Origin of the sequence: Labrys neptuniae (assembly GCF_040797145.1) — a bacterium.
GTDB classification, from domain to species: Bacteria; Pseudomonadota; Alphaproteobacteria; order Rhizobiales; family Labraceae; genus Labrys; species Labrys neptuniae.
Window position 1 is genome coordinate 92,449 of sequence record NZ_JBFNQD010000002.1, and the last position, 21,989, is coordinate 114,437.

The 21,989-nt window shown below is 65.9% G+C and carries 18 protein-coding genes and 1 tRNA gene; 12 read left to right on the plus strand and 7 right to left on the minus strand.

All coding sequences use genetic code 11. From position 1 onward, the window contains the following. The first annotated feature begins 11 nt into the window (after positions 1-11). Positions 12-1,430 (plus strand): FGGY family carbohydrate kinase, encoded by a 1,419-nt coding sequence (locus ABXS05_RS07815; RefSeq protein ID WP_367623489.1) that lies wholly within the window; start codon positions 12-14, stop codon positions 1,428-1,430. A gap of 311 nt (positions 1,431-1,741) precedes the next feature. On the opposite strand, the gene ABXS05_RS07820 is transcribed toward ABXS05_RS07815, so the two are convergent. Then, entirely contained in the window at positions 1,742-2,374 is a 633-nt protein-coding gene (locus ABXS05_RS07820) for an HAD family hydrolase (protein WP_367623490.1), read from the minus strand. 157 nt (positions 2,375-2,531) lie between these two features. On the opposite strand from ABXS05_RS07820, the gene ABXS05_RS07825 reads away from it, so the two are divergent. From ABXS05_RS07825 to ABXS05_RS07855, 7 genes are all read left to right on the plus strand, one after another. Then, positions 2,532-3,122: an ANTAR domain-containing response regulator gene (locus ABXS05_RS07825; protein ID WP_367623491.1), complete on the plus strand. Its 591-nt coding sequence runs from the start codon at positions 2,532-2,534 to the stop codon at positions 3,120-3,122. A 54-nt stretch (positions 3,123-3,176) separates the two neighbouring features. After that, positions 3,177-4,430 (plus strand): CmpA/NrtA family ABC transporter substrate-binding protein, encoded by a 1,254-nt coding sequence (locus tag ABXS05_RS07830; protein ID WP_367623492.1) that lies wholly within the window; start codon positions 3,177-3,179, stop codon positions 4,428-4,430. 308 nt (positions 4,431-4,738) lie between these two features. Further along, the gene (locus tag ABXS05_RS07835) at positions 4,739-5,956 is read left to right on the plus strand and encodes a nitrate/nitrite transporter (protein ID WP_311934024.1); all 1,218 of its coding nucleotides are present in this window, start codon (positions 4,739-4,741) and stop codon (positions 5,954-5,956) included. A 26-nt stretch (positions 5,957-5,982) separates the two neighbouring features. Continuing rightward, complete coding sequence (locus tag ABXS05_RS07840) at positions 5,983-7,218, plus strand: NAD(P)/FAD-dependent oxidoreductase (RefSeq protein ID WP_367623493.1); 1,236 nt, start codon at positions 5,983-5,985, stop codon at positions 7,216-7,218. Further along, positions 7,218-8,966 (plus strand): NirA family protein, encoded by a 1,749-nt coding sequence (locus ABXS05_RS07845; protein ID WP_367623893.1) that lies wholly within the window; start codon positions 7,218-7,220, stop codon positions 8,964-8,966. The genes ABXS05_RS07840 and ABXS05_RS07845 overlap by 1 nt, the downstream gene beginning before the upstream one ends. Further along, a complete protein-coding gene (locus ABXS05_RS07850; protein ID WP_367623494.1) occupies positions 8,963-10,603 on the plus strand; it encodes a sulfite reductase subunit alpha in 1,641 nt (546 codons plus the stop codon). Before ABXS05_RS07845 ends, ABXS05_RS07850 begins: the two co-directional genes overlap by 4 nt. Positions 10,604-10,852: 249 nt before the next feature. Then, positions 10,853-13,549, plus strand: a complete 2,697-nt coding sequence (locus ABXS05_RS07855; protein ID WP_367623495.1) for a nitrate reductase — start codon at positions 10,853-10,855, stop codon at positions 13,547-13,549. 31 nt (positions 13,550-13,580) lie between these two features. Here the strand turns inward: ABXS05_RS07855 and ABXS05_RS07860 are convergent, their stop codons facing one another. Both ABXS05_RS07860 and ABXS05_RS07865 read right to left on the minus strand, forming a co-directional pair. Continuing rightward, the gene (locus ABXS05_RS07860; RefSeq protein WP_367623496.1) at positions 13,581-15,272 is read right to left on the minus strand and encodes a GMC family oxidoreductase; all 1,692 of its coding nucleotides are present in this window, start codon (positions 15,270-15,272) and stop codon (positions 13,581-13,583) included. A gap of 288 nt (positions 15,273-15,560) precedes the next feature. Beyond that, entirely contained in the window at positions 15,561-16,199 is a 639-nt protein-coding gene (locus ABXS05_RS07865) for a tetratricopeptide repeat protein (RefSeq protein WP_367623497.1), read from the minus strand. Between the two features lie 366 nt (positions 16,200-16,565). On the opposite strand from ABXS05_RS07865, the gene ABXS05_RS07870 reads away from it, so the two are divergent. From ABXS05_RS07870 to ABXS05_RS07880, 3 genes are all read left to right on the plus strand, one after another. Beyond that, a complete protein-coding gene (locus ABXS05_RS07870) occupies positions 16,566-17,240 on the plus strand; it encodes a 50S ribosomal protein L21 (RefSeq protein WP_367623498.1) in 675 nt (224 codons plus the stop codon). Positions 17,241-17,360: 120 nt separating this feature from the next. Continuing rightward, entirely contained in the window at positions 17,361-17,630 is a 270-nt protein-coding gene (gene rpmA / locus ABXS05_RS07875) for a 50S ribosomal protein L27 (protein WP_068283371.1), read from the plus strand. Positions 17,631-17,761: 131 nt separating this feature from the next. Further along, complete coding sequence (locus ABXS05_RS07880; protein ID WP_311934031.1) at positions 17,762-18,397, plus strand: GNAT family N-acetyltransferase; 636 nt, start codon at positions 17,762-17,764, stop codon at positions 18,395-18,397. On the opposite strand, the gene ABXS05_RS07885 is transcribed toward ABXS05_RS07880, so the two are convergent. From ABXS05_RS07885 to rpmB, 4 genes are all read right to left on the minus strand, one after another. Continuing rightward, complete coding sequence (locus ABXS05_RS07885; RefSeq protein ID WP_367623499.1) at positions 18,333-19,010, minus strand: FecR family protein; 678 nt, start codon at positions 19,008-19,010, stop codon at positions 18,333-18,335. The two genes, ABXS05_RS07880 and ABXS05_RS07885, sit on opposite strands and share 65 nt — an antisense overlap. A gap of 278 nt (positions 19,011-19,288) precedes the next feature. Beyond that, positions 19,289-19,564, minus strand: coding sequence for a hypothetical protein (locus ABXS05_RS07890; protein ID WP_068283375.1), 276 nt, complete (start codon positions 19,562-19,564; stop codon positions 19,289-19,291). Positions 19,565-19,899: 335 nt separating this feature from the next. After that, on the minus strand, positions 19,900-20,898 hold the full coding sequence (locus ABXS05_RS07895; protein WP_311934033.1) for a TerC family protein: 999 nt from the start codon (positions 20,896-20,898) through the stop codon (positions 19,900-19,902). Positions 20,899-21,144: 246 nt separating this feature from the next. Further along, positions 21,145-21,435, minus strand: coding sequence for a 50S ribosomal protein L28 (gene rpmB, locus ABXS05_RS07900; protein ID WP_311934034.1), 291 nt, complete (start codon positions 21,433-21,435; stop codon positions 21,145-21,147). A 325-nt stretch (positions 21,436-21,760) separates the two neighbouring features. Here rpmB and ABXS05_RS07905 point away from each other — a divergent pair. After that, positions 21,761-21,836: transfer RNA gene (locus ABXS05_RS07905), tRNA-Thr, on the plus strand. Positions 21,837-21,989 lie beyond the last annotated feature (153 nt).

The window sequence follows — 21,989 nt, forward strand, 5'->3', positions numbered from 1 at the left end:
AGCAATTCTCGATGGCAAATATCGTTGCGATCGACCAGGGCACCACCTCCACCCGCTCTCTGGTGGTAGGCGAAGACGGCGCCATCGCCATCGTCAAGGCGATCCGGCATGGCCAGCATCATCCCAATCCGGGCTGGGTCGAGCATGATCCGGAAGAACTGCTGGCCAATATCCGTATCTGCCTGGAAGCGGCCGGTCCGGCGGCGGCGGTCGGCCTTTCGAACCAGGGGGAAAGCTGCCTGGCCTGGGATGCCACTACCGGCAAGCCTCTCTCCCCCGTGATCGTCTGGCAGGACGGCCGTACGGCGGACATGGTCGAAGGGCTGCGGGCGGACGGCAAGGCCGCGACCGTGCTGGAACGGGCCGGCCTGCCGCTCGATCCCTATTTCTCAGCCACCAAATTCCGCTGGATGCTCGACAACCTGCCCGAGGTCGCCAAGGCCCGCGCTGCGGGACGGCTGCGCCTGGGCACCACCGATGCCTTCTTCCTGCAGCGCCTGACGGGCGAGTTCGCCACGGATGCGACCACGGCGTCCCGCACCTCGCTGATGAACCTGGCGACGGGGGCCTGGGACGAGGAGCTCTGCGCCCTGTTCGGCGTGCCCCTCGACAGCCTGCCGCCGATCCGGCAGACCGTGGCAGCCTTCGGCAGGACGCAGACCGGGCCGATCACCGCGTCCCTGGTCGATCAGCAGGCCGCGCTCTACGGCCATCGCTGCCGTCGGGCCGGCGACCTCAAGATCACCTTCGGCACCGGCGCCTTCTGCCTGGCCGTCACCTCGACAATTCCCAAGGCGCCCTCGCTGACCGGCGGACTCTTGCCGACGGTGGCCTGGCATATCGGCGATCGCCCGACCTATGCCCTCGACGGCGGCGTCTACGATGTCGGCTCGAGCATCGAATGGGCGATCAAGACGGGCATCGCCAGCGGTGTCGACGATTTCCATCAGTTCCGGCAGCCGCCGGCGATCGAACGCGGGCTCGTCTTCGTGCCGGCCTTTTCGGGCCTCGCCTGCCCGCATTGGGACCGCACCGCCGCCCCCGTCATCATCGGCCTGACGCCGGCTTCCGATTTCGCGGACCTGCGCCAGGCCCTGCTCGAAGGCATTGCGCTGCTCACCTGCGACATCCTGGCGGCAATGGAGGCCGAGGTGCAGACCGGCGACGTGATCGCCATCGATGGCGGCTTGTCGCGCAGCCCCTATTTCTGCCAGTTCCTGGCCGACAGCGCCGGCAAGGCCGTCGCCTTGTCGGATTTCGACGAGACCACGGCCCTGGGCACGGCCCAGCTCGCGGCCCTCGGCATCGGCCTGGAAATACCGGCCGTGGCTGCCGCCAAGCGCAAGCTCTACGAGCCGAAGAACGCCCCCCGCCAGCAATGGCGTGCCCGCTTCCGCAGCGCCGTCGGCCGGACAACGGGCTGGCGGTGAGGGCGATTGGAACATTGTCCGGAGATGTTGGCTAAATGTGCCTTCCTTGATTTTGTTGGGTCACGCCGCCCCTCACCCTTACCCTCTCCCCGCAAGGGGCGGGGAGAGGGGGCACAGGCGTCGTGATTGATTCCCCCAACACTCCATCTCGCCTGGCGGTTGGGCGAGATGGGACCGTTTCGACACGAAATACTCGGTAGAAGTCCCCCTCGCCCCGTTTTGCGGGGAGAGGGTAAGGGTGAGGGCTACGCGACCTTGGCAACAGAGGTGAGCAAGGTGGCGACTTTCCAACCCCAATCCGGCAAGGCCCGTCAAATGGCAGATTGCATGCTGTTCAACAAACCCAGTTCGCCCAGATCCCGGCGCAGGGTTTCCGGATCGCGGAAGCGGATCGCCTTGAAGCCAAGGCGCGAGGCGGTGGCGATATTCTCGGCATTGTCGTCGATGAAGACGCAGGCATGGGCCGGCAAGCCGGTTTCCTGCAGGAAAAGCTCGAAAATCGCCGGATCCGGCTTGGCCAGCTTTCTCTCGCCCGAGACGATCAGCACCTCGAAATGGGAGAGGAAGGCATAGCGCTCGGCTGCGATCGGAAAGGTTTCGGACGACCAGTTCGAGATCGCATGCAGGGCCACTTCCTCCCGGCGCAGTTCCTCCAGGATGGCGACCGTCCCCTCGATGGCGCCGCCCAGCATCTCGGACCAGCGCGTGTGAAAGGCCGAGATCAGCTCGCCATGATGGGGAAATTCCGCGGAAAGCTCGGCCACGCCTTCGGCGAACGGCTTGCCGGCATCGAACTGGCCGTTCCAGGCCGGCGTACAGACCTCGGCGAGGAAGCGGCGGGCGCTCTCCTCGTCCGGCAGGAGCTGGCGGTAGAGATAGAGAGGATTCCAATCGATCAGCACACCACCGAGATCGAACACCACCGCCTTGATCGGATCTGCCACGACTTTCTCCGTTTGCCTGTTTGTGCGTCTATTTGCGTTAATATGCATTTTTACGCAATTTCATGCGCGAATGCAACGTCCCTTATCGCCTGCCTTCATGGCATGCTGCCTAATATCGCGCCTTGCCTTCCCGGCGCGCGCGCCCGAAATTGCCGGAATGAACGATACGCCCCTGCATGTCCTGCTGATCGACGACAATGCGATGAGGGCGTCCGTCATCGAGGAAGGCCTGCGCGAGGCGGGGCACCAGCGCGTCACCATCATCACCCAGATGCGCCATCTGCTGCGACAGGTCGTCGAGGCCGATCCCGACGTCATCTTCATCGATCTGGAGAACCCCAATCGCGACGTGCTGGAGCAGATGTTCCAGGTCTCCCGCAGCGTGCACCGCCCGGTGGTGATGTTCGTCGACCAGTCCGACAAGGCCGCCACCGAGGCCGCCATCGATGCCGGCGTCTCGGCCTATGTGGTCGATGGCCTGCGCAAGGAACGCGTCCGGCCGATCCTCGACATGGCCATCAGCCGCTTCAACGCCTTCCATCGCCTGCGCGAGGAGCTTGACCGCACGCGCCAGGCCCTGGAGGACCGCAAGACCATCGACAAGGCGAAGGGCATTCTGATGAAGCGACGGGGCATCAGCGAGGAGGAGGCCTATGCCCTGCTGCGCAAGACGGCGATGAATGAAAGCCGGCGCGTGGCCGAGGTGGCGCGCAGCCTCGTCACCGCTGCCAGGCTGCTGGACAAATAGGCCTGATATGAGCGGTCACGACGCGGACGGCGCAAAATTCCAGGAGTACGGGCGATGAGCAGCAAGGACAGGGACAGTACCGCCGATCTGACGCTCGGCTTCATCCCGCTCGTCGACGCCGCACCCCTGATCGTTGCCAGGGAAAAGGGCTTCGCTGCGGCCGAAGGCCTCGAACTCAGACTGGTACGGGAGACCTCCTGGGCCAATATCCGCGACCGCGTCATGCTCGGCCATTTCGATGCCGCCCATATGCTCGGGCCGATGCCGATCGCCTCCACGCTCGGCCTCGGGCATGTCGAGGTGCCGATGATCGCCCCCTTCTCGCTGGGCCTCGGCGGCAATGCCATCACGCTCGCGCCGCCGCTCTTTGCCCGAATGGAGCAGGAGGGTGCGGATCTTGCCGCCGGCCCGGCCGCCATCGGCGCCGCACTGGCCAAGGTGGTCGCCAAAAGGCAAGCGACGGGCCAGGCTCCCCTCACCTTCGCCGTCGTCCATCCCTTCTCGGGGCATAATTACGAACTGCGCTATTGGCTGGCCGCGGCCGGCATCGATCCCGACAGGGATATCCGGCTGGTTGTCCTGCCGCCCCCCTTCATGGTCGATGCCATCCGCGAGGGCCAGATCGATGGTTTCTGCGTGGGCGAGCCCTGGAACTCGCTCGCCGTCGAGGCCGGGGTCGGCGTGATCGCGGTGACCAAATCCACCCTCTGGCGCCAGGGCCCCGAGAAGGTCCTCGGTTTCCGCGCCGACTTCGCCGAGCGCGCGCCGGGCCAGCTTGCCGCTCTGCTGCGCGCGCTGCATGCGGCGGCGCGCTGGGCTGGGGATGCCGGCCATCACGACGAGCTCGCCCATATCCTCGCCGCGCCTGTCTATCTCGACCGGCCACCCGAGATCATCGGCCGGGCGCTCAGCGGCACCCTGGTGCGCCGCCAGCACGAAGCCGCCGCCGATATCCCCGACTTCCTGGTCTTCCATGACCATGCCGCCAACTTTCCTTGGGCGAGCCACGCCCTCTGGTTCTACTCGCAGATGGTGCGCTGGGGCCAGGTTGACTACAGCCCCGCCTTGGTCCGCCGAGCCGGCCAGGTCTATCGCCCGGACCTCTATCGCGCCGCCCTCGCCGGCACCGGCATCGACCTGCCCCGGGCGAGCGCCAAGGTCGAAGGCGCCCTGCGGCTGGCCACGCCGGTCGCCTCGCGCCACGGCACCATGGTGCTCGGCCCGGACGGCTTCTTCGATGGCAGGCTGTTCGATCCCGACGATATCGAAGCCTATCTGCGCTCCTTCGGCGTGCCAGCCTCCGGCTGACACTGGCCATTTCCTGCCTCGCGCCGAAAATATCGGCAAATCCATGCTGCGGCGCACAATATTTGATCTTGCCTAAAAAAGCAGCCTGCTTCTAAACTGCACAGACTAAGAGACACAGGTCTCTTTCCGCAGCAGGGTCAATGATGGCTCGATAAGCGGTTTTCCTCGAAGATTCTGGGCCGAAAAGCCCGGCGTCCACTGACGGACGCGAAACGGCAACGCCGCCGAACGATTCCTGCTGCCTCTCATCGGCGGGAATGGTTCGGCGGCTTTTTGTTTTGGCGCATTCAAGCACGCGGAACACGACGATGCAGACGCGGGACTTTCTCAAGGCCGGTCATTGGCCCACCCTCTTCGCCGCCTTCTTCTATTTCGACATGAGCTTCATGGTCTGGGTGATCCTCGGGCCCCTCGCCGTGCAAATCGCCGGCGACCTTCACCTCGATGCCGCCCAGAAGGGCTTGATGGTGGCCCTGCCCGTGCTCGCCGGCGCCTTCCTGCGCGTGGTCAACGGGTTCCTGGTCGACTATCTCCGGCCCAAGCTCACCGGCATCCTGGCGCAGCTCGTGGTGATCGCCGGCCTCCTCGGCTTCTGGGCCGTCGGCATCGACTCCTACAGCCAGCTGCTGTTTCTCGGCCTCATCCTGGGCATGGCCGGCGCGTCCTTTGCGGTAGCGCTCCCCCTCGCCTCGCGCTGGTATCCCCCACACTACCAGGGTATCGCCCTGGGCATTGCGGGCGCCGGCAATTCAGGCACGGTGTTCGCCGCCCTGTTCGCGCCGCTGCTCGCCACCATGGTGGGTTGGACCAACGTCATCGGTCTTGCCGCCATCCCGCTGGTCGTCGCCCTCCTGGTCTATCTCGCCTGCGCCAAGGACAGCCCGAACCAGCCACCGGCCAAGTCGTTCGGCGAATATGCCAGGATCCTGCGCCAGCCCGACGCCTGGTGGTTCATGTTCTACTACGCCGTCACTTTCGGCGGCTTCTCGGGCCTCGCCTCCTCGCTCGGCTTCTACTTCAACACCCAGTACGGGCTCGACGCCGTCACGGCGGGCTATTGCACGGCAGCCTGCGTGTTCGCCGGCTCGCTGTTCCGTCCCATCGGTGGCGCCGTCGCCGATCGCTTCGGCGGGATTCGCGTCCTCAGCGTGCTTTATGCCGTGGCCGCCGTCGCGCTGATCCTGGTGAGCTTCGGCTTCGCCCAGCTCTGGCTCGGCCTCGGTATCCTCGTCGTCGCCATGCTCGCTCTGGGCATGGGCAATGGCGCGGTGTTCCAGCTCGTGCCGCAGCGCTTCCGCGCCGAAATGGGCGTGATGACCGGGCTGGTCGGCATGACGGGCGGCGTCGGCGGCTTCTACCTCGCCTCCAGCCTCGGCCTCTCCAAGCAGTTCACCGGCACTTACCAGGCCGGCTTCCTGATCTTTGCCTTGCTGGCAGTGCTGGCCTTGACCGCCCTCACCCGCGTCAAGCGCCGCTGGCGCACGACCTGGACCCTCGAGGACGGCACCGCCACCGCCAGAATCTGAAATGGCCAGAATCTGAGGATCGAGACATGACGGAAAAGCTCCTGATCATCGGCAACGGCATGGCCAGCGTCAGGCTGTGCGAGGAACTCGCCGCTCACGCGCCGGGCCGGTTCGAAACCACCGTCGTCGGCGCCGAGCCGCGGCCGGGCTACAACCGGGTTCTGCTGTCAGCGCTGCTCGCCGGCGACATCGGCAGGGACGGCATCAATCTGCGGGACGAAGCCTGGTATGGCGCCCAGGGCATCCGTCTGATCACCGGGCAGACCGTCACCGGCCTCGATCCAGCGGCCCGCACCGCCCATCTCGCCAATGGCACCGCCCTGTCCTTCGACCGGGTCGTGCTGGCGACGGGATCCTCCGCCATTCGCCTGCCCATCCCCGGCATGACATTGCCAGGGGTGATGACCTTCCGCGACCTCGCCGACCTGCCGGCCCTACAGGAAGCAGCCCGTCTCAACCGGCGCATCGCCGTAATCGGCGGCGGACTGCTGGGCATCGAGGCTGCCTATGGCCTGGCCAAGGGCGGGGCCAAAGTCACCCTCGTCCATGTCATGGACCGCCTGATGGAACGCCAGCTCGACCGGCGAACCGCCGCCTTCCTCAAGCGGGCGGTGGAGCGCAAGGGCATCCGTGTCATGCTCAATGCCCAGACCCAGGAGGTCGCAGGCGAAGGCAGGGCGCAGGCCCTCCTCTTCGCCGATGGTTCGCACCTGCCCGTCGACATGGTGGTGGTCGCCGTGGGCGTGCGTCCCAATCTCGGCCTCGCCAAGAGCGCCGACCTGCCTGTCAGCCGCGGCATCCTGGTGGATGACGGCCTTGCCACCGTGGTGCCCTTCATCCACGCCATCGGCGAATGCGCCGAACATCGCGGCCAGGTCTACGGCCTGGTCGAGCCCGCCTATGAGCAGGCGCGCGTGCTGGCACGCCGCTGGGGCGGCGACACCAAGGCCGCCTATGAGGGTACCGCCCTGTCGACCAACCTCAAGGTCTCCGGCATTCCGGTGTTCTCCGCCGGCGACTTCCTCGGCGAGGGCAATGACGACATCCTGCTGGAGGATCGCGGCGCCGGGCTGTGCAAGCGCCTGGTCCTGAAGGACAACCGCCTCATCGGCGCCGCCATGGTCGGCGAGGCCGAGGACGCCGTCTGGTACAAGGACCTGATCCGCCGGGGCAGCGACATCTCCGCCATCCGAGAAAGCCTGATCTTCGGCCGGGCCTTCTGCGAAACCGCACCTTCGCGGGTTCTGAGGGAGGCTGCATGATGGGCGGCGACTTCACCTCCGACCAGAAACGCTACCTCGAAGGTTTCGTCTCCGGCATGCAGGCCGTGGGCGGCGCCAAGGCGGCTCCCGTGGCGGCAGCACCGATCCCCATGGGCCCGGACGCCACACACCTTCAGGCGCAGGATGCCGTAACTGCCGGTGGCGGCAAGCTTGTCGACCAGGAGAAATGGAAGCGGGCCGAACATCCCTTCGATGCCTATCCGCGCCTGAAGGCCCAGGCCAGGGACGGCGCCTTTCCCAAGCCCGAGGACAATTTCCGCTGGCGCTATTTCGGCCTGTTCTATGTGGCGCCCGCCCAGTCGAGCTACATGGTACGGCTGCGCATTCCCAACGGCATCCTCAACCATTGGCAATTCGCCGGCATGGCCGACGTCGCCGAGCAGATGGGCGGGCGCTATGCCCATGTCACCACGCGAGCCAATCTGCAGATCCGCGAGGTGATGCCGGATAATGCGCCCCGCGTGGTCGAGGCCATCCAGGATCTCGGCCTGTGCTCGCGCGGCTCGGGGGCCGACAATATCCGCAACGTCACCGGCTCGGCCACCGCCGGCATCGATCCGCAGGAACTGGCCGACACCCGGCCGCTCGCCCGCGAATGGCACTATCACATCCTCAACGACCGCTCGCTCTACGGCCTGCCCCGCAAGTTCAACGTGGCCTTCGACGGCGGCGGGCTGATAGCCACGCTGGAGGAGACCAACGACATCGGCTTCCAGGCCGTGCGCATCGGCGGCGAGATCTGGTTCCGCCTCGTGATCGGCGGCATCACCGGCCATCGCGACCTCGCCCGGCCCACCGGCGTATTCTGCAAGGCCGAGGAATGCTGCTCCATCGCCGACGCCATCGTGCGGGTGTTCATCGACAAGGGCGACCGCACCAACCGCACCAAGGCGCGCATGAAATATGTCCTCGATGCCATCGGCTTTCCGGCCTATCTCGAAGCCGTCGAAGCCAAGCTCGGCCGCAAGCTCACCCGCCTGTCCGAGGACGGGGTCGAGCCCCGTCCCGCCTTCGACCGCCTGGCCCATATCGGCGTGCACCCCCAGAGCCAGCCGGGCCTGAACTGGATCGGCGTCACCCTGGGCGTCGGCCGGATGGATGCCGGCCAGATGCGCGGCCTTGCCGCCATCGCCCGCGATTTCGGCGACGGCGACATCCGCCTCACCGTCTGGCAGAACCTGCTGATCTCCGGCGTGGCGGATGCGAAGCTCGAAGACGCCAAGGCCGCGATCGAAGCGCTCGGCCTCGACTGGAAGGCAACCTCGCTGCGCGCCGGCCTGGTGGCCTGTACCGGGGCCACCGGCTGCAAGTTCGCCGCCGCCCACACCAAGGAACACGCCCTGGAGATCGCCGATCATGTCGACGCCCGGCTGGCGCTCGACGTGCCCGTGAACGTGCATCTCACCGGCTGCCATCATTCCTGCGCCCAGCATTATATCGGCGACATCGGCCTGATCGGCGCCAAAGTGACGCTCAACGAGGAGGGCGACCAGGCCGAGGGCTATTCGATCGTGGTCGGCGGTGGCTATGGCGACCAGGCCAGGATCGGCCGCGAACTCTGGAAGGAGATCCGGGCCGAGGACTGCCCCGGCAAGGTCGAGGGCCTGCTGCGCCTCTATCTCGAACGCCGTCAGGATTCGACGGAGAGCTTCCAGGCCTTCACCCTCAGGCACGAACCGGAAACCTTGCGCGGCCTGGTCGACGACAGGGAGCTTGCCGGCGCATGAACATGATCGCCATCCCGCCCCAGCGTTCGCTCATTCCCGAAAGCGCGCCCTTCAGCCCGGAGCAGAGGGCCTGGCTCGACGGCTTTTTCGGTGCTGTCCTCGCCGCCCAGAGCGGCACCGCCGTCGCCGACATGCCGGGTGCCGTTACGGCCGGGCCCGATCAGCCTGCCGGCCCCACTTTGGCCGACAATGACGAGGCGCCCTGGCACGACCCGAGCATGGCGCTCGACGAACGCCTCGCTCTGGCCAAGGACAGGCCGTTGGCGCCGCGCCTGATGGCGGCGATGGCCCAGCAGGATTGCGGCCAATGCGGCTACAACTGCGCCGACTATGCCAACGCGCTTTTCCTGGGCAAGGAAGAACGCCTCACCCTGTGCGCACCGGGCGGCAAGGAAACCGCCCGCATGCTCAAGGCCCTGGCGCAGGAGATCGGGCAGGACGTGACCGCTTCGACTGCGAGCCCTGCGGCGCAGGCCAAGGATGCTCCGACCGAAGTCAACCAGCCGCCGGCTGCTGCCGGTCCGCCCGGCCGTTCCCGCGACAATCCGGTCGCCGCGCGATTCCTGTCGCGCCGCCGGCTCAATGGCGCGAAATCCGCCAAGACGACCTGGCATGTCGAGTTCGACCTGTCCGGCAGCGGGCTCGATTATGTCGCAGGCGACAGTTTCGGCGTGGTTCCCAGAAACCAGGCAGGTCTCGCCGACCAGATCATCGCTTTGCTCGGCGCCCGCCCCGAAGCCCCGATCGACGGCAAGAGCTTGCGCGACAGGCTGATCGAGGATTTTTCGCTCGGCACGCCGCCCGACAGCCTGTTCCAGCTCCTGTCCTATCTCAGCACCGGCGATCTGCGCCGCAAGGCCCGGGCACTGGCCAATGGCGAGGATCCGGATGGGGACGCGGCAACGCTCGACGTGCTCGCCGTGCTCTACAAGTTCCAGGGTATCCGCCCCGGCGCCGAGGCTTTCCTCGAGGCCCTCGATCCCCTGCAGCCGCGGCTCTATTCGATCTCCTCCTCGCACAAGGCCAATCCGGGCCGGATCTCGCTCACCGTGGATACGGTGCGCTACCGCATCGGTGCGCGCGACCGGCTCGGCGTTGCCTCGACCTTCCTGGGCGAGCGCATCGCCGAGGGCGAGGAGCTCAAGGTCTATGTGCAGAAGGCCCACGGTTTCCGCCTGCCCGAAAACGGCGAGACGCCGGTGATCATGGTGGGGCCGGGCACGGGGGTTGCCCCGTTCCGCGCCTTCCTGCAGGAGCGCAAGACCGAGAGCGCCAGCGGGCGCAACTGGCTGTTCTTCGGCCATCAGCATCGCGACCATGATTTCTTCTACGAGGAGGAATTCGCCGCCATGCGCGAGAGCGGCCTGCTCACCCGCCTCTCCCTCGCCTGGTCACGCGATGCCGAGGGCAAGTTCTATGTGCAGGACCGCATGCGCGAGGTCGGCGCCGATCTCTGGCGCTGGCTGGCCGAGGGCGCACACTTCTATGTCTGCGGCGACGCCAAGCGCATGGCGCGCGATGTCGAACGCGCCCTCGTCGACGTCGTGGCGCAATGGGGCGCACGCTCCACCGAGGAGGCGGCCAGTTTCGTCAACGGCCTGAAGAAGGCCGGCCGCTACCAGGCCGACGTGTATTGAGGGGGGCGGCGCGATGACACCCTTACCCAAAAAGGCGCGAATACCCTTCTCCCCTTGCGGGAGAAGGTGCCGTAGCGTGGTCCTTTCAGGACCACGCGTTCAGGTTAAGAAATTGGGGGCGGATGAGGGGAGAAACGCAACCTTGGCAAATGTCCGCCGCCACCCCTCATCCGGCGCTTCGCGCCACCTTCTCCCGCAAGGGGAGAAGGGTACCCGCGTCTTAAAATCCAGGCCCCGGAGACCCCGCCCATGAACGTCTCCATGCCCGCCCCCGATCCTGCGACGATCGCACCCGTCCCGGCCCCCGTGCGCACCACCTGTGCCTATTGCGGGGTCGGCTGCGGTGTCGTCGCCACCGCCGATGGCCAGGGCGGTGCCGACATCGCGGGGGATGCCGCCCATCCCGCCAACCAGGGCCGGCTCTGCGTCAAGGGAGCGGCGCTCGGGGAGACGCTGGCCACCGGGCATCGCCTCCTCCATCCCACCATCCACGGCGTGCGCACCACCTGGAACCGGGCCCTCGACGCCGTCGCCAAGGGGTTCAGGGACACGATCGCACGTCACGGTCCGAATGCGGTGGCGCTCTATCTCTCGGGTCAGCTGCTGACCGAGGATTATTACGTCGCCAACAAGCTGATGAAGGGTTTTGTCGGCTCGGCCAATGTCGACACCAATTCGCGCCTGTGCATGGCCTCCACGGTTGCCGGCCATCGCCGCGCCTTCGGCGCCGACATCGTGCCGGGCTGCTACGAGGATCTCGACGAAGCAGACCTCGTGGTGTTGACCGGCTCCAACACGGCCTGGTGCCATCCTGTGCTCTGGCAGCGCATCGAACAGGCCCGCAGCAGGCGTGGCACCCGCATCGTGGTGATCGATCCCCGCCGGACCGTAACGGCCGACAGCGCCGACCTGCATCTTCCCGTCGCGCCGGGCATGGATGCCGTGCTGTTCGCCCGCCTGCTGGTCGAAATCGCCGAAAGAGGCGCCATCGACACCAATTATGTCGCCCGCCATACCGATGGATATGACACCGCCCTCGCCAATGCCCGCGAGATCGCTCCCAGCCGCGCCGAGACCGCCGCCCGCTGCGGCCTCAGCGAGCAGGATCTCGCTGCCTTCCTCGACTTGTGGATCGAGACCCCGCGCGTCGTCACCTGCTTCAGCCAGGGTATCAACCAGTCGGCCCAGGGGACCGACAAGGTCAACGCCATCCTCAATGCCCATCTCGCCGCCGGCCGCATCGGCAGGCCCGGCTGCGGCCCGTTCTCGCTCACCGGCCAGCCCAATGCCATGGGCGGGCGCGAGGTCGGCGGCCTCGCCAACCAACTTGCCGCCCATATGGGCTTTGCGCCGGACGAGGTCGATCGCGTCGGCCGCTTCTGGCAGGCCCCGCACATGGCCGGGAAGGAGGGCCGCAAGGCAGTCTCGATGTTCGAGGCGATCGAGCGTGGCGAGATCCGCGCGCTCTGGGTACTCTGCACCAATCCGGCGGCCAGCCTGCCGCGCGCCGACGCCATGCGAACAGCCCTGCGCCAGCTCGATTTCCTCGCCGTCTCCGAGGTCAGTGCCCATGTCGACGGCCTCACCGATGCCGCGACCGTGGTGCTGCCATCAGCCGCCTGGGGCGAGAAAAACGGCACCGTCACCAATTCCGAGCGGCGGATCTCGCGCCAGCGTCCCTTCCTGGCGCCTCCCGGCGAGGCCCGGCCCGATTGGTGGCAGATCTGCGAAGTCGCCAAGAGACTCGGCCATGCCGAAGCCTTCGAGTATACCGCCCCCGCGGCGATCTTTCGCGAGCATGCCGCCCTGTCCGCCTTCGAAAACGACGGCGCGCGCCTGTTCGACATCGGAGGCCTCGCCGATCTCACCGACGAAGCCTATGATGCCCTCGAGCCCGTGCAATGGCCGCTGCCATCAGGCCGGGATGCCGGTACGCAGCGCCTGTTCGCCGAAGGCGGCTTCGCGCATGCCGATGGCCGCGCCCGCCTCGTCCCGCTGGCGCCGCCGGCATTGTCGGCCTCGCCGACCGCGGAGCATCCGCTCCTGCTCAACACCGGCCGGGTGCGCGACCACTGGCACACCATGACCCGCACCGGGCTCAGCCCGCGCCTTGCCCAGCACCGCAACGCCCCCTTCGTGGAAGTGCATCCCGCCGATGCCGAACGCTTCGGCCTGGAGGATGGCGCCTTCGCCGCCGTGAGCACCGGCGACGGCCAGGTCGAACTGCGCGTAGTGGTCACCGACAGCCAGCAGCCCGGTTCGATCTTCGCGCCAATCCACTGGACCGATGCCAACGCCGCCCGCGCCCGTGTCGGCTCGCTCGTGCATGCCCGCACCGATCCGGTCTCCGGCCAGCCCGATTCGAAGACGGTGCCGGCCTCGATCCGCCCTTGGGCGATGCAATCGGAAGGCTTCATCGCCTCGCGCCATCGCCTGCCCCTGCCAGCCTGGCTCAGCCATGCCCGCATGACGGTCGCCGACGGCGAAATCGTCCATTTCGCCAGCCCGCGCGCACCGGGCCCGCTGCACGATCTCCTCTCGAACTGGCTCAATCTGTGGACGAGCCCGCTGCACCAGCGCAATCCCGCCGCCGATCTCTACCGCTCCGCCTCGATCGTGGACCATCGCCTCGAGATCCTGCTTTCCACCGGCCCGCGCCGGGACGACGACGGCGCAGCCTGGGCCACAGACCTGCTGGCCCGCGAGCATATCGACGCGGCCACGCGCCGTTTCATCCTGGCCGGGCGCGCGCCCGATCCCGGCATCCGCCCCAGCCGCCAGGTCTGCGCCTGCTTCGGCATCGACGAGGCCCGTATCGAGGCGGCGGCACGCAGTGGCGCCGACAGTGTCGAGGCGATCGGCGCGGCCTTGAAGGCCGGCACCAATTGCGGGTCCTGCCGGCCGGAAATCCGCAAGATCCTGGAAGGCTGCCGCCAGCCGGCCTGAGCCGGCGGACGAGACGTCCGCTCTGCCTTGATCACTCGCCCCGGGCGATCCAGCGCGATGCCTTTTCGGCGATCATCAGGGTCGGTGAATTGGTGTTGCCGCTGGTGATCGCCGGCATCACCCCGGCATCGACCACACGCAGGCAGTCGATGCCGCAGACGCGCAGATGGCTGTCGACCACCGCCTCGGGATCGTCGGCCCGGCCCATCCTGGTGGTGCCGACGGGATGGAAGATGGTGCTGGCGATGTCGCCGGCCAGGCGTGCCAGTTCCTCGTCGGTCTGGAACTCGATACCCGGCTTCCATTCCACCGGCTTGTAGGGGGCCAGCGCCGGCTGGCTCACGATGTTGCGGACATGGCGCAGGCTGTCGGCGGCGACCTTGCGGTCCTCCTCCGTCGAGAGATAGCTGGGGGCGATGGCCGGCGCATCGCCGGCCCGGTTGGAGCGGATGCGCACGCTGCCCCGGCTGGTCGGATTGAGATTGCACACGCTCGCCGTGAAGGCCGGGAAATTGTGCAGGGGTTCGCCGAAGGCGTTCAGGCTGAGCGGCTGCACATGATATTCCAGATTGGCATGGGCCCTGCCGGGGTCGGAGCGGCTGAAGGCGCCGAGCTGGGAAGGCGCCATGCTCATCGGCCCACTGCGCCGGAGCATATATTCGAGGCCGATGCCCATCTTGCCGGTCAGGCTGCTCGCCAGCGTGTTGAGCGTGCGAGCCCCCTCGATCTTGAACACGGCCCGGATCTGCAGATGGTCCTGCAGGTTCTCGCCCACGCCGGGCAAATCGTGCACGACCTCGATGCCGTGGGACTGCAGCAGGCCGGCCGGGCCGATGCCGGAAAGCTGCAGGATCTGGGGCGAGCCGACCGCGCCGGCCGAAAGGATGACCTCGCGCCTGGCCTGGACCTCGACGCGTTCACCGCCACGCCGCAGGATCACGCCGGTGCAGCGCTGCCGCCCATCGTCACCGGCCGCGAACGTCAGGCGCTCGACCTCAGCCTGCGTCCACACCGTGAGATTGGGACGGGCGCGCGCCGGGCGCAGGAAGGCCTTGGCGGTGTTCCAGCGCCAGCCGGCCTTCTGGTTGACCTCGAAATAGCCGACGCCCTCATTGTCGCCGCTGTTGAAATCCTCGGTGCGCGGCACGCCGGCCTGCACCGCCGCCTCGGCGAAGGCATCCAGGATATCCCAGCGCAGACGCTGCTTTTCGATGCGCCATTCGCCGCCATGGCCATGCATGTCGGAAAAGCGGCTGTTGTCGCCGGTGGCGGGATCGGCCCCGCCATCGAGGCGATAGTGATTCTCATGCGCCTTGAAGTCGGGCAGGCTGTTCGCCCAGTTCCAGGCCTCGTCGCTCGTCGCGGCAGCCCAGCCATCATAGTCGCGCGCCTGGCCGCGCATATAGATCATGCCATTGATGGAGGAACAGCCGCCAAGGGTCTTGCCGCGCGGATAGCGCAGCGAGCGCCCGTTCAGGCCGGGCTCGGCCTCGGTCTGGTAGAGCCAGTCGGTGCGCGGATTGCCGATGCAATAGAGATAGCCGACCGGGATATGGATCCAGGGGTAGTTGTCCGGCCGCCCCGCTTCCAGCAGCAATACCTGCCGGCTGGGATTGCTGGAGAGCCGATTGGCCAGCAGGCACCCGGCCGAGCCACCTCCCACCACGATGAAATCGAACGGGCCCGCCAAAGAGCCGGACTGCTCAGCCTTGCCGCGCGACATGCTTCCACCCTCGATATCAGCGCCACCAGTCATAGCCGGGCTTGCCGCTGCTCTCCAAACGGAAATGAAAGGAGCTGCCCCGGTGCCGCCGGCCCGGGAGGCCACGACTTTGCCCCGCGACTTGGCAACATGATGTGGAAGCGCGAGTCAGGAGGGAGTGAAGCCCCGCCGGCTACCGCGACGAAAACCGGCAGGGCCACACCCGCACAAACCCCTTCGAGGGGAAAGGGGTCTGCACACTTTGCTTGTCGATCATGCCGGAGGCTATTTCCGGCGGAACAGCAGCGATCAGATGCCTTTCTCGATCGCCTCGTTCAGGTCCTGATATTCCTCGCAGCCGGTACCGCAGAGTGTCTTGATGGTGTCCAGCTGCTGCTTGGCCAGATCGAGTCGCCCCTTGATCACATAGGCCTCGCCCAGATATTCGCGGACCTGCGCATATTGGGGATCGGCCGCCACCGATTTCAGATAATAGCCGATGCCCTCATCGGTCCGGCCGAGTTTGCGCGTGGCATAGCCGCGATAGTTGAGGGCCTTGGCGGTATTCGGATCCTTGAGCAAATCAAGGACCTGCAGCGATTCGTCGTAGCGGTCGGCCTTGGCGAGCACCCAGGCATAGTTGGCCATGTCGTCATCGGGCAGCGCTTCGGATTTCAGCTTGAGGCAGGCTTTCTTGCGGGTGCTCCAGACCTGGCCCCGCGGACAGGTGGTCATGTCGGTGATCGGCTTGCCCTGGGTGGCACCGCCTCCACCGCTGGAGCCGTTGCCACCTCCCCCACCACCGGCACCGCCACCGGAACCACCTCCACCGGAACTGCCACCGCCGCCGCCACCGCCCGCGGCGAGGGCCGCGCCCGCGGCCAGCAGAAAGGCCGTCGAAAGAACCGTGACCGCCAGGCGGCGTGTCGAAGGCTGGACTAAGGACATGATGTCTCTCCCTTGCATGGATGCCGGGAAAACACCTGGAATGGGATATTATTCGCCTCAGTGTTACTTTCGGGAGAGCAGCGCGGGGCGGACCGCATCTTTCTCCTGCGCCCGCCGAACCAATCGGCGATTCGGCCGTCACTTTCCTTGACTCTGCGGCTCATGGCTGTATAAGCCACGCCAGCGCGCGGCCTTTGGGCCGCGTGCCTTTTTTCGTGGCTACCCGATTTCGCAAAAGCGGGTGGTTGATATCAACGACTGGAAAAGCCGGCCGCTGCGGGGACTTTGCTCAGGCAAGGACCCGATCCGTCTCGTTTCCCTTCAGGGAGCAAGGCGGGCGAAAGCCGGGTCCGAACGAGGAAAAACATGTTCGCGGTCATCAAGACGGGCGGTAAGCAATACCGCGTCAATCAGAATGACGTTCTCCGCATCGAGAAGCTCGATGCCAAGGTGGGTGAGATCGTCGTGTTCCCCGAGATCCTGGCTGTCGGCGGCGACGCCGGCCTGACCTTCGGGGCCCCCACGGTTGCTGGTGCTTCGGTTGCCGCCGAAGTGGTCGAGCAGGACCGTGACGACAAGGTCATCGCTTTCAAGAAGCGCCGCCGTCAGAATTCGAAGCGCAAGCGCGGCCATCGCCAGCACCAGACCGTGGTGCGGATCTCCGAGATCCTCACCGGCGGTGCCAAGCCTTCCAGGGCTGCGGCCAAGCCCGCCCAAGCTGCCAAGAATCTGGCTGCCAAGGACGAAGCTCCCGTCGCTGCCGCCGCCGTTCCGGCCGGTGGTCTCGATGCCTCCAACCTCTCGCTGATCTCGGGCATCGGCCCGACCATCGAGAAGAAGCTGCGTGCCGCCGGCATCAACAGCTGGAACGACATCGCCGCCTGGACCGATGCCGACATCGCCAAGTGGGATGAAGAGCTCTCGCTGCGCGGCCGCGCCGCCCGCGAAGAGTGGGTCATCCAGGCCAAGGAACTGCTGGACGGCAAGCCGCCCCGCGCCAAGGTCGACCAGGCCGAGCAGGCTTCCGGCAAGGATCTCTGAGCCGGTTTCGGAGCGATGGGGTCGACAACAGCCCGGCTTTCGGGCATTGTCGCCCCCGATTGATGGATTTCACCGCCGTGTCACAGCACCGGCGTAGATAGGATTCGAGGAGTTATCGCCATGGCTCACAAAAAAGCAGGCGGTTCGTCGCGCAACGGTCGTGATTCGGCCGGTCGTCGCTTGGGCGTGAAGAAGTTCGGTTCGGAAGCCGTCGTTGCTGGCAACATCATCGTGCGCCAGCGCGGCACGAAGTGGCATCCGGGCGTCAATGTCGGCATGGGCAAGGATCATACCCTTTTTGCACTTACCGACGGCCGAGTGGACTTCCGCACCCGAGCCAACGGCCGAATTTACGTCAACGTCGCCACGACCAAAGTAGCAGCAGAATAATCCCGGCGGGTCAGAAGCTCCGCCGGCTCCACTGGACCGGCGGACCTGAAAAGACCCCATTTGGGACTCCAGGTTGACGCAGGGGCGGTGGAGAAATCCAGTCCGCCCCTTCTTCTTGCCAGGAGCCCATCATGCCCCCTTACAAGTCTCTCCCGGCCATCACCATTGCCTCGATCGAGATCGAGACCCTGCGCCTGGTGTTGCGCAAACCCCATCTCGGCGACGTGCCCTCGATGGCGCGCCTTGCCAATGATTCGGCGGTGGCGTTGATGACGGGACGCCTGCCCTTCCCCTATGGCGAGACCGACGCCGAAACCTTCGTGCGCTATCAGGACGAGGCTCGCAAGGCCGGCAAGGAACTCGCCTTCGCGATCGAATGCCGCGACAGCGGTGCCTTCCTCGGCTGCATCGGCTTGCGCTTTCCCAAGCGCGAGAGCGCGGAGATCGGCTATTGGCTGGGCAAGCCCCATTGGGGCCAGGGGCTGGCGACGGAAGCGGCGCGGGCCCTGATCGACCACGGCTTTTCGACCCTGCCGATCACCTCGATCACCGGCGAATGCCGGGTGATCAACGAGGCCTCGCGCCGGGTGATGGAAAAGTGCGGGCTGCGCTATGTCAATTCCGGCCTGCAGCATGCGCCGGCCCGTGGCGGCGCCCTGCCGATCGATCGCTTCAGCCTGGCCCGCCCCGACTGGGCGAGCTTCAAGGCTTGGGTGCCGGCCGTGGTCCGCGAGGCACCGCCGCCGCTGGCGGAGCTGACTCCATAGAAGCCCCGCCGATCACGGATGCTTCCGCCTGGGCGATGCGCAGCGTATTCCAGCTCGTCGGCTCGGACGGCGCCTGCCTGGCATTGACGAGGTTGGTGCCGAGGCCGTTGGTGAGGGTCACCTGACCACCCTTGGTGGCGACGGTGACCACGCCATGCTCGACGAAGACGCCGAACACGCCTTCACTGGGGCCGGCGAAGAACTTGGTGCCGCGGGCGGCGATCAGGCCGAACGGTGTGGTGACGTTGAGCGGGCCGGAGGGCTGGTTGTCGGGCCGGTCGAACAGCATGGCACCGCGCTCCAGCACCAGGTCGCCGCCTCGGTCCACCAGGAACTTGTCGATGCGCACCCGCGTGCGTTCGCCCAGGGACAGGCGCGTGGCATCCCCGAGCCGCGCCGCCAGCCGGGCGCCTTCTCCGGTTGCCAGCATGTCGTCGATGAAAACCGGCTCGCCGACCTGGAGGGCACGTTTCTCGCCCTTGAGCTGCCCGGTGGTCTGCCCGGTGACGGCCAGCACGGTGCCAGCCTCGACGATCTGCATCGCCGAGGCGACACCCGGCCGCAGCCCGGCAAGGGCCAGGCCGGCAAGCACGGTACGGCGGTGAATCAACATGATGACGCTTCCTTGTCCCTATCCGTCCTGGGGCGGAAAGCCACGAAACACAATCCTTGTCCGAATGCCATAGGCCAAGGATTCCGTCTGGGCCGTGACAAGTGGCACGTGGCCAGCACTGGCTCCAATCCAAATCGAACCCGGCGCTGTAGAAAACCTCTAGAGCATTTTGCAATTCGGCAGAAGCACCCCGAATCGCAAATATGCATCGAACCCGGTTTCGAGATCGGGTTCGATGCTATGGGGCGAAACCGTTTCCGGCCCCAATGTGCTTTGTTTTAGTAGCCGCTGCGTTCGCAGACGCGCTGGCGCCGCTTGACGTAGCGCCCATAATAGTCGTCATACACCCGCACGACGCGATAATAGCAGCGGGGACGATATTGCCGGCGATAGCCGCCGCCATAGTCGTCATCGTCATAGCCGCCGCTGTTGTATCCGCCACCGCCATACCCCCCGCCACCATATTGGGCGGAGGCTGGCAGCGGCGCCAGGGCGGCCGCGCCCAGCACGGCGCCCAGCAGCAGATAGCGAAGCTTCAGGCCGGAAATCGTCATCGCAGTTCTCCTCGCTCGAACACGATTCCGAAAAGCAGGGCCCGGCAAGCCGTGCGGGCAGGCTTTCGGATGATGATTGCTCAAAAGCGCTGCCTGTCGGGAGGAGAAACCGCACGAAACCATTCCGGCCATGCCGCCTGGCATGGCCTCTGCCTTCTTTTCCCCCCGGACAGGAACGGATCGCAGGATCCGTCCCGGCGACGCTGACCGGCTCCATTGCTCCGCAAAGAGCGGACGAACCCGATCAAGCCATCATCACGCCATCACTCTAGCCCGTCTGTTCCCGCTGAAACAGCTCAACTTTTGCGGGAGTTACCCTTTCTTCTCCACCATCGTCAGGAGGAAACGCTCGAGCTGTCCTGGCCTCGCGTCTTCCAAAGCGAGAAGACGATGCCGCCGACGATGATCGCCACGGTCACGATCAGGGCGAGGGCCGGATCGACCTTGCCGACGAGATGGCCCCAATAGATCTTGCCGCCGATGAAGACGAGGACGAGGGCCAGCGCATATTTGAGGTAGTGGAAGCGATCGATCATCGCCGCCAGAGCGAAATAGAGCGCCCTCAGGCCGAGAATGGCCATGATATTGGCGGTGTAGACGATGAAGGTATCGGTGGTGATGGCGAGAATGGCCGGCACCGAGTCCACGGCGAAGACGATGTCGGCGACGTTGATGACGATCAGGGCCAGCAGCAGCGGCGTGGCATGCAGCAGGTTCCGGCCGGTGGTGCGGTCCGGCTGGCGCACCACGAAGCGGCTGCCATGCAGGTCCTCGCTGATGCGCATATGGCGGCGCAGGAAGCGCACCAGCCAGTTTTCCTTGAACTCGGCATGGTCGTCCGAGGCCACCAGCATGCGAAGGCCGGTCAGGATCAGGAAGGCCGCGAAGATATAGAGCACCCAGCCATAGCTCTGCACGATGCTGGCGCCGGCCGCGATCATGATGCCGCGCAGCACCACGGCGGCTAGGATACCCCAGACCAGGGCACGATACTGATAGGCGGGCGGCACGGCGAAGTAGCGGAAGATCAGTGCGATGACGAAGACATTGTCGATCGACAGCGACTTCTCGATGAAATAGCCGGTGAAATAGTCGAGCGCCGGGCTGGTGCCGTCGGGGCGGGTATCCATGCCCCACCAGATGGCACCGCCGAAAGCCATGGCGATGGCGATATAGACAGCCGACAATTTGAAACTGTCGGCGACGCTGAGCACCTTGTCGTCGCGGTTGAGCACGCCGAGGTCGAAGGCGAGCAGCAACGCCACGAAGGCAAGGAAGGCCAGCCACATCCAGGTCGGCTGGCCGGCAAAATCGGAATACAGGAAATCGAGCATCGTGCCGGACCCTTTTGCTTCGAGAACATCGAAGCCGGCTCCGACATCGCGTCATGCAGGGCATGCGCCAGAGGGGCCCGGTAACCGGCGCTTTCAAATCGCCGATACGGGCATGTCCCGTCAAGGGGAGGTCACATTAAGCTTTGCTCATCTGGAGCAGGACGGGCTGCAGACGCCATGCGGCCCGACAACGAAAAAGGCCGGAGCGCAAGGCCCCGGCCCGAAAAGTCAGTCATGCAACCAGCCTTAGTGGGCAGTCGTCATTTTCTTTTCGATTTCGCGCTTCAGGCGCAGGGCCGGCGCGGAAAGCTCATCCTTGGAGGCCTTGATCAGCCAGGCGTCGAGGCCACCATTGTGCTCGACGGTGCGCAGGCCGGCGGCCGAGACGCGCAGGCGCACGGAGCGGCCGAGCACGTCGGAGATCAGCGTGACATTGTGCAGGTTCGGCAGGAACTTGCGCTTGGTCTTGACGTTCGAATGGCTCACCTTGTGGCCGGTCTGAACGCCCTTCTCGGTCAACGAGCAACGGCGGGACATCTTGTCTATCCTTCTCGATTCGGAACGGCGCCGCTGCAGCGGGGCCAGGGCAGATCCGGAAGAACCTGCCGGTGTTAAGAGGGTCCGGCAATCCTGCATGGCTTGCGCCGACAGAACCGCTTGGGCAAAAAGAAAACCGCCACCCCAGAATGGGGGCGGAACCTCCCGCCAAAATTTGTGTGGGTTGCTATAGTCGGGAGCTTGTGCCGCGTCAAGAGTTTGACTCTAAACTTGGGCCGCATGCGCGAGAGGGCTTGCCTTCCGCTGTGCTTGCCTGTATCAGGGCGGCGCATCCGCAAGGATCGCCTTCTGAACGACCGTTGGCGCCGCTTTAGCTCAGCCGGTAGAGCACATCATTCGTAATGATGGGGTCGCGTGTTCGAGTCACGCAAGCGGCACCAGTTCCTTCTTAAAATTCAATGACTTAGCGATAGGCAGGGACGGTGCATCTTCGGCCCGCTCCTTCTGGTCATCACCCGGTCATCACCGAATGTCTTTGCGCAGTTGCAATCCCTAAAGGCGAGGCACCTCGCAAACGCGGATGCGAATCGTCA

Excerpts from the sequence above, each read along its gene's own strand:
- ABXS05_RS07815 (WP_367623489.1), top strand. The coding sequence starts at position 12 with ATGGCAAATATCGTTGCGATCGACCAGGGCACCACCTCCACCCGCTCT.
- ABXS05_RS07825 (WP_367623491.1), top strand. The coding sequence starts at position 2,532 with ATGAACGATACGCCCCTGCATGTCCTGCTGATCGACGACAATGCGATG.
- ABXS05_RS07830 (WP_367623492.1), top strand. The coding sequence starts at position 3,177 with ATGAGCAGCAAGGACAGGGACAGTACCGCCGATCTGACGCTCGGCTTC.
- ABXS05_RS07835 (WP_311934024.1), top strand. The coding sequence starts at position 4,739 with ATGCAGACGCGGGACTTTCTCAAGGCCGGTCATTGGCCCACCCTCTTC.
- ABXS05_RS07840 (WP_367623493.1), top strand. The coding sequence starts at position 5,983 with ATGACGGAAAAGCTCCTGATCATCGGCAACGGCATGGCCAGCGTCAGG.
- ABXS05_RS07845 (WP_367623893.1), top strand. The coding sequence starts at position 7,218 with ATGGGCGGCGACTTCACCTCCGACCAGAAACGCTACCTCGAAGGTTTC.
- ABXS05_RS07850 (WP_367623494.1), top strand. The coding sequence starts at position 8,963 with ATGAACATGATCGCCATCCCGCCCCAGCGTTCGCTCATTCCCGAAAGC.
- ABXS05_RS07855 (WP_367623495.1), top strand. The coding sequence starts at position 10,853 with ATGAACGTCTCCATGCCCGCCCCCGATCCTGCGACGATCGCACCCGTC.
- ABXS05_RS07860 (WP_367623496.1), bottom strand. The coding sequence starts at position 15,272 with ATGTCGCGCGGCAAGGCTGAGCAGTCCGGCTCTTTGGCGGGCCCGTTC.
- ABXS05_RS07865 (WP_367623497.1), bottom strand. The coding sequence starts at position 16,199 with ATGTCCTTAGTCCAGCCTTCGACACGCCGCCTGGCGGTCACGGTTCTT.
- ABXS05_RS07870 (WP_367623498.1), top strand. The coding sequence starts at position 16,566 with ATGTTCGCGGTCATCAAGACGGGCGGTAAGCAATACCGCGTCAATCAG.
- rpmA (WP_068283371.1), top strand. The coding sequence starts at position 17,361 with ATGGCTCACAAAAAAGCAGGCGGTTCGTCGCGCAACGGTCGTGATTCG.
- ABXS05_RS07880 (WP_311934031.1), top strand. The coding sequence starts at position 17,762 with ATGCCCCCTTACAAGTCTCTCCCGGCCATCACCATTGCCTCGATCGAG.
- ABXS05_RS07885 (WP_367623499.1), bottom strand. The coding sequence starts at position 19,010 with ATGTTGATTCACCGCCGTACCGTGCTTGCCGGCCTGGCCCTTGCCGGG.
- ABXS05_RS07890 (WP_068283375.1), bottom strand. The coding sequence starts at position 19,564 with ATGACGATTTCCGGCCTGAAGCTTCGCTATCTGCTGCTGGGCGCCGTG.
- ABXS05_RS07895 (WP_311934033.1), bottom strand. The coding sequence starts at position 20,898 with ATGCTCGATTTCCTGTATTCCGATTTTGCCGGCCAGCCGACCTGGATG.
- rpmB (WP_311934034.1), bottom strand. The coding sequence starts at position 21,435 with ATGTCCCGCCGTTGCTCGTTGACCGAGAAGGGCGTTCAGACCGGCCAC.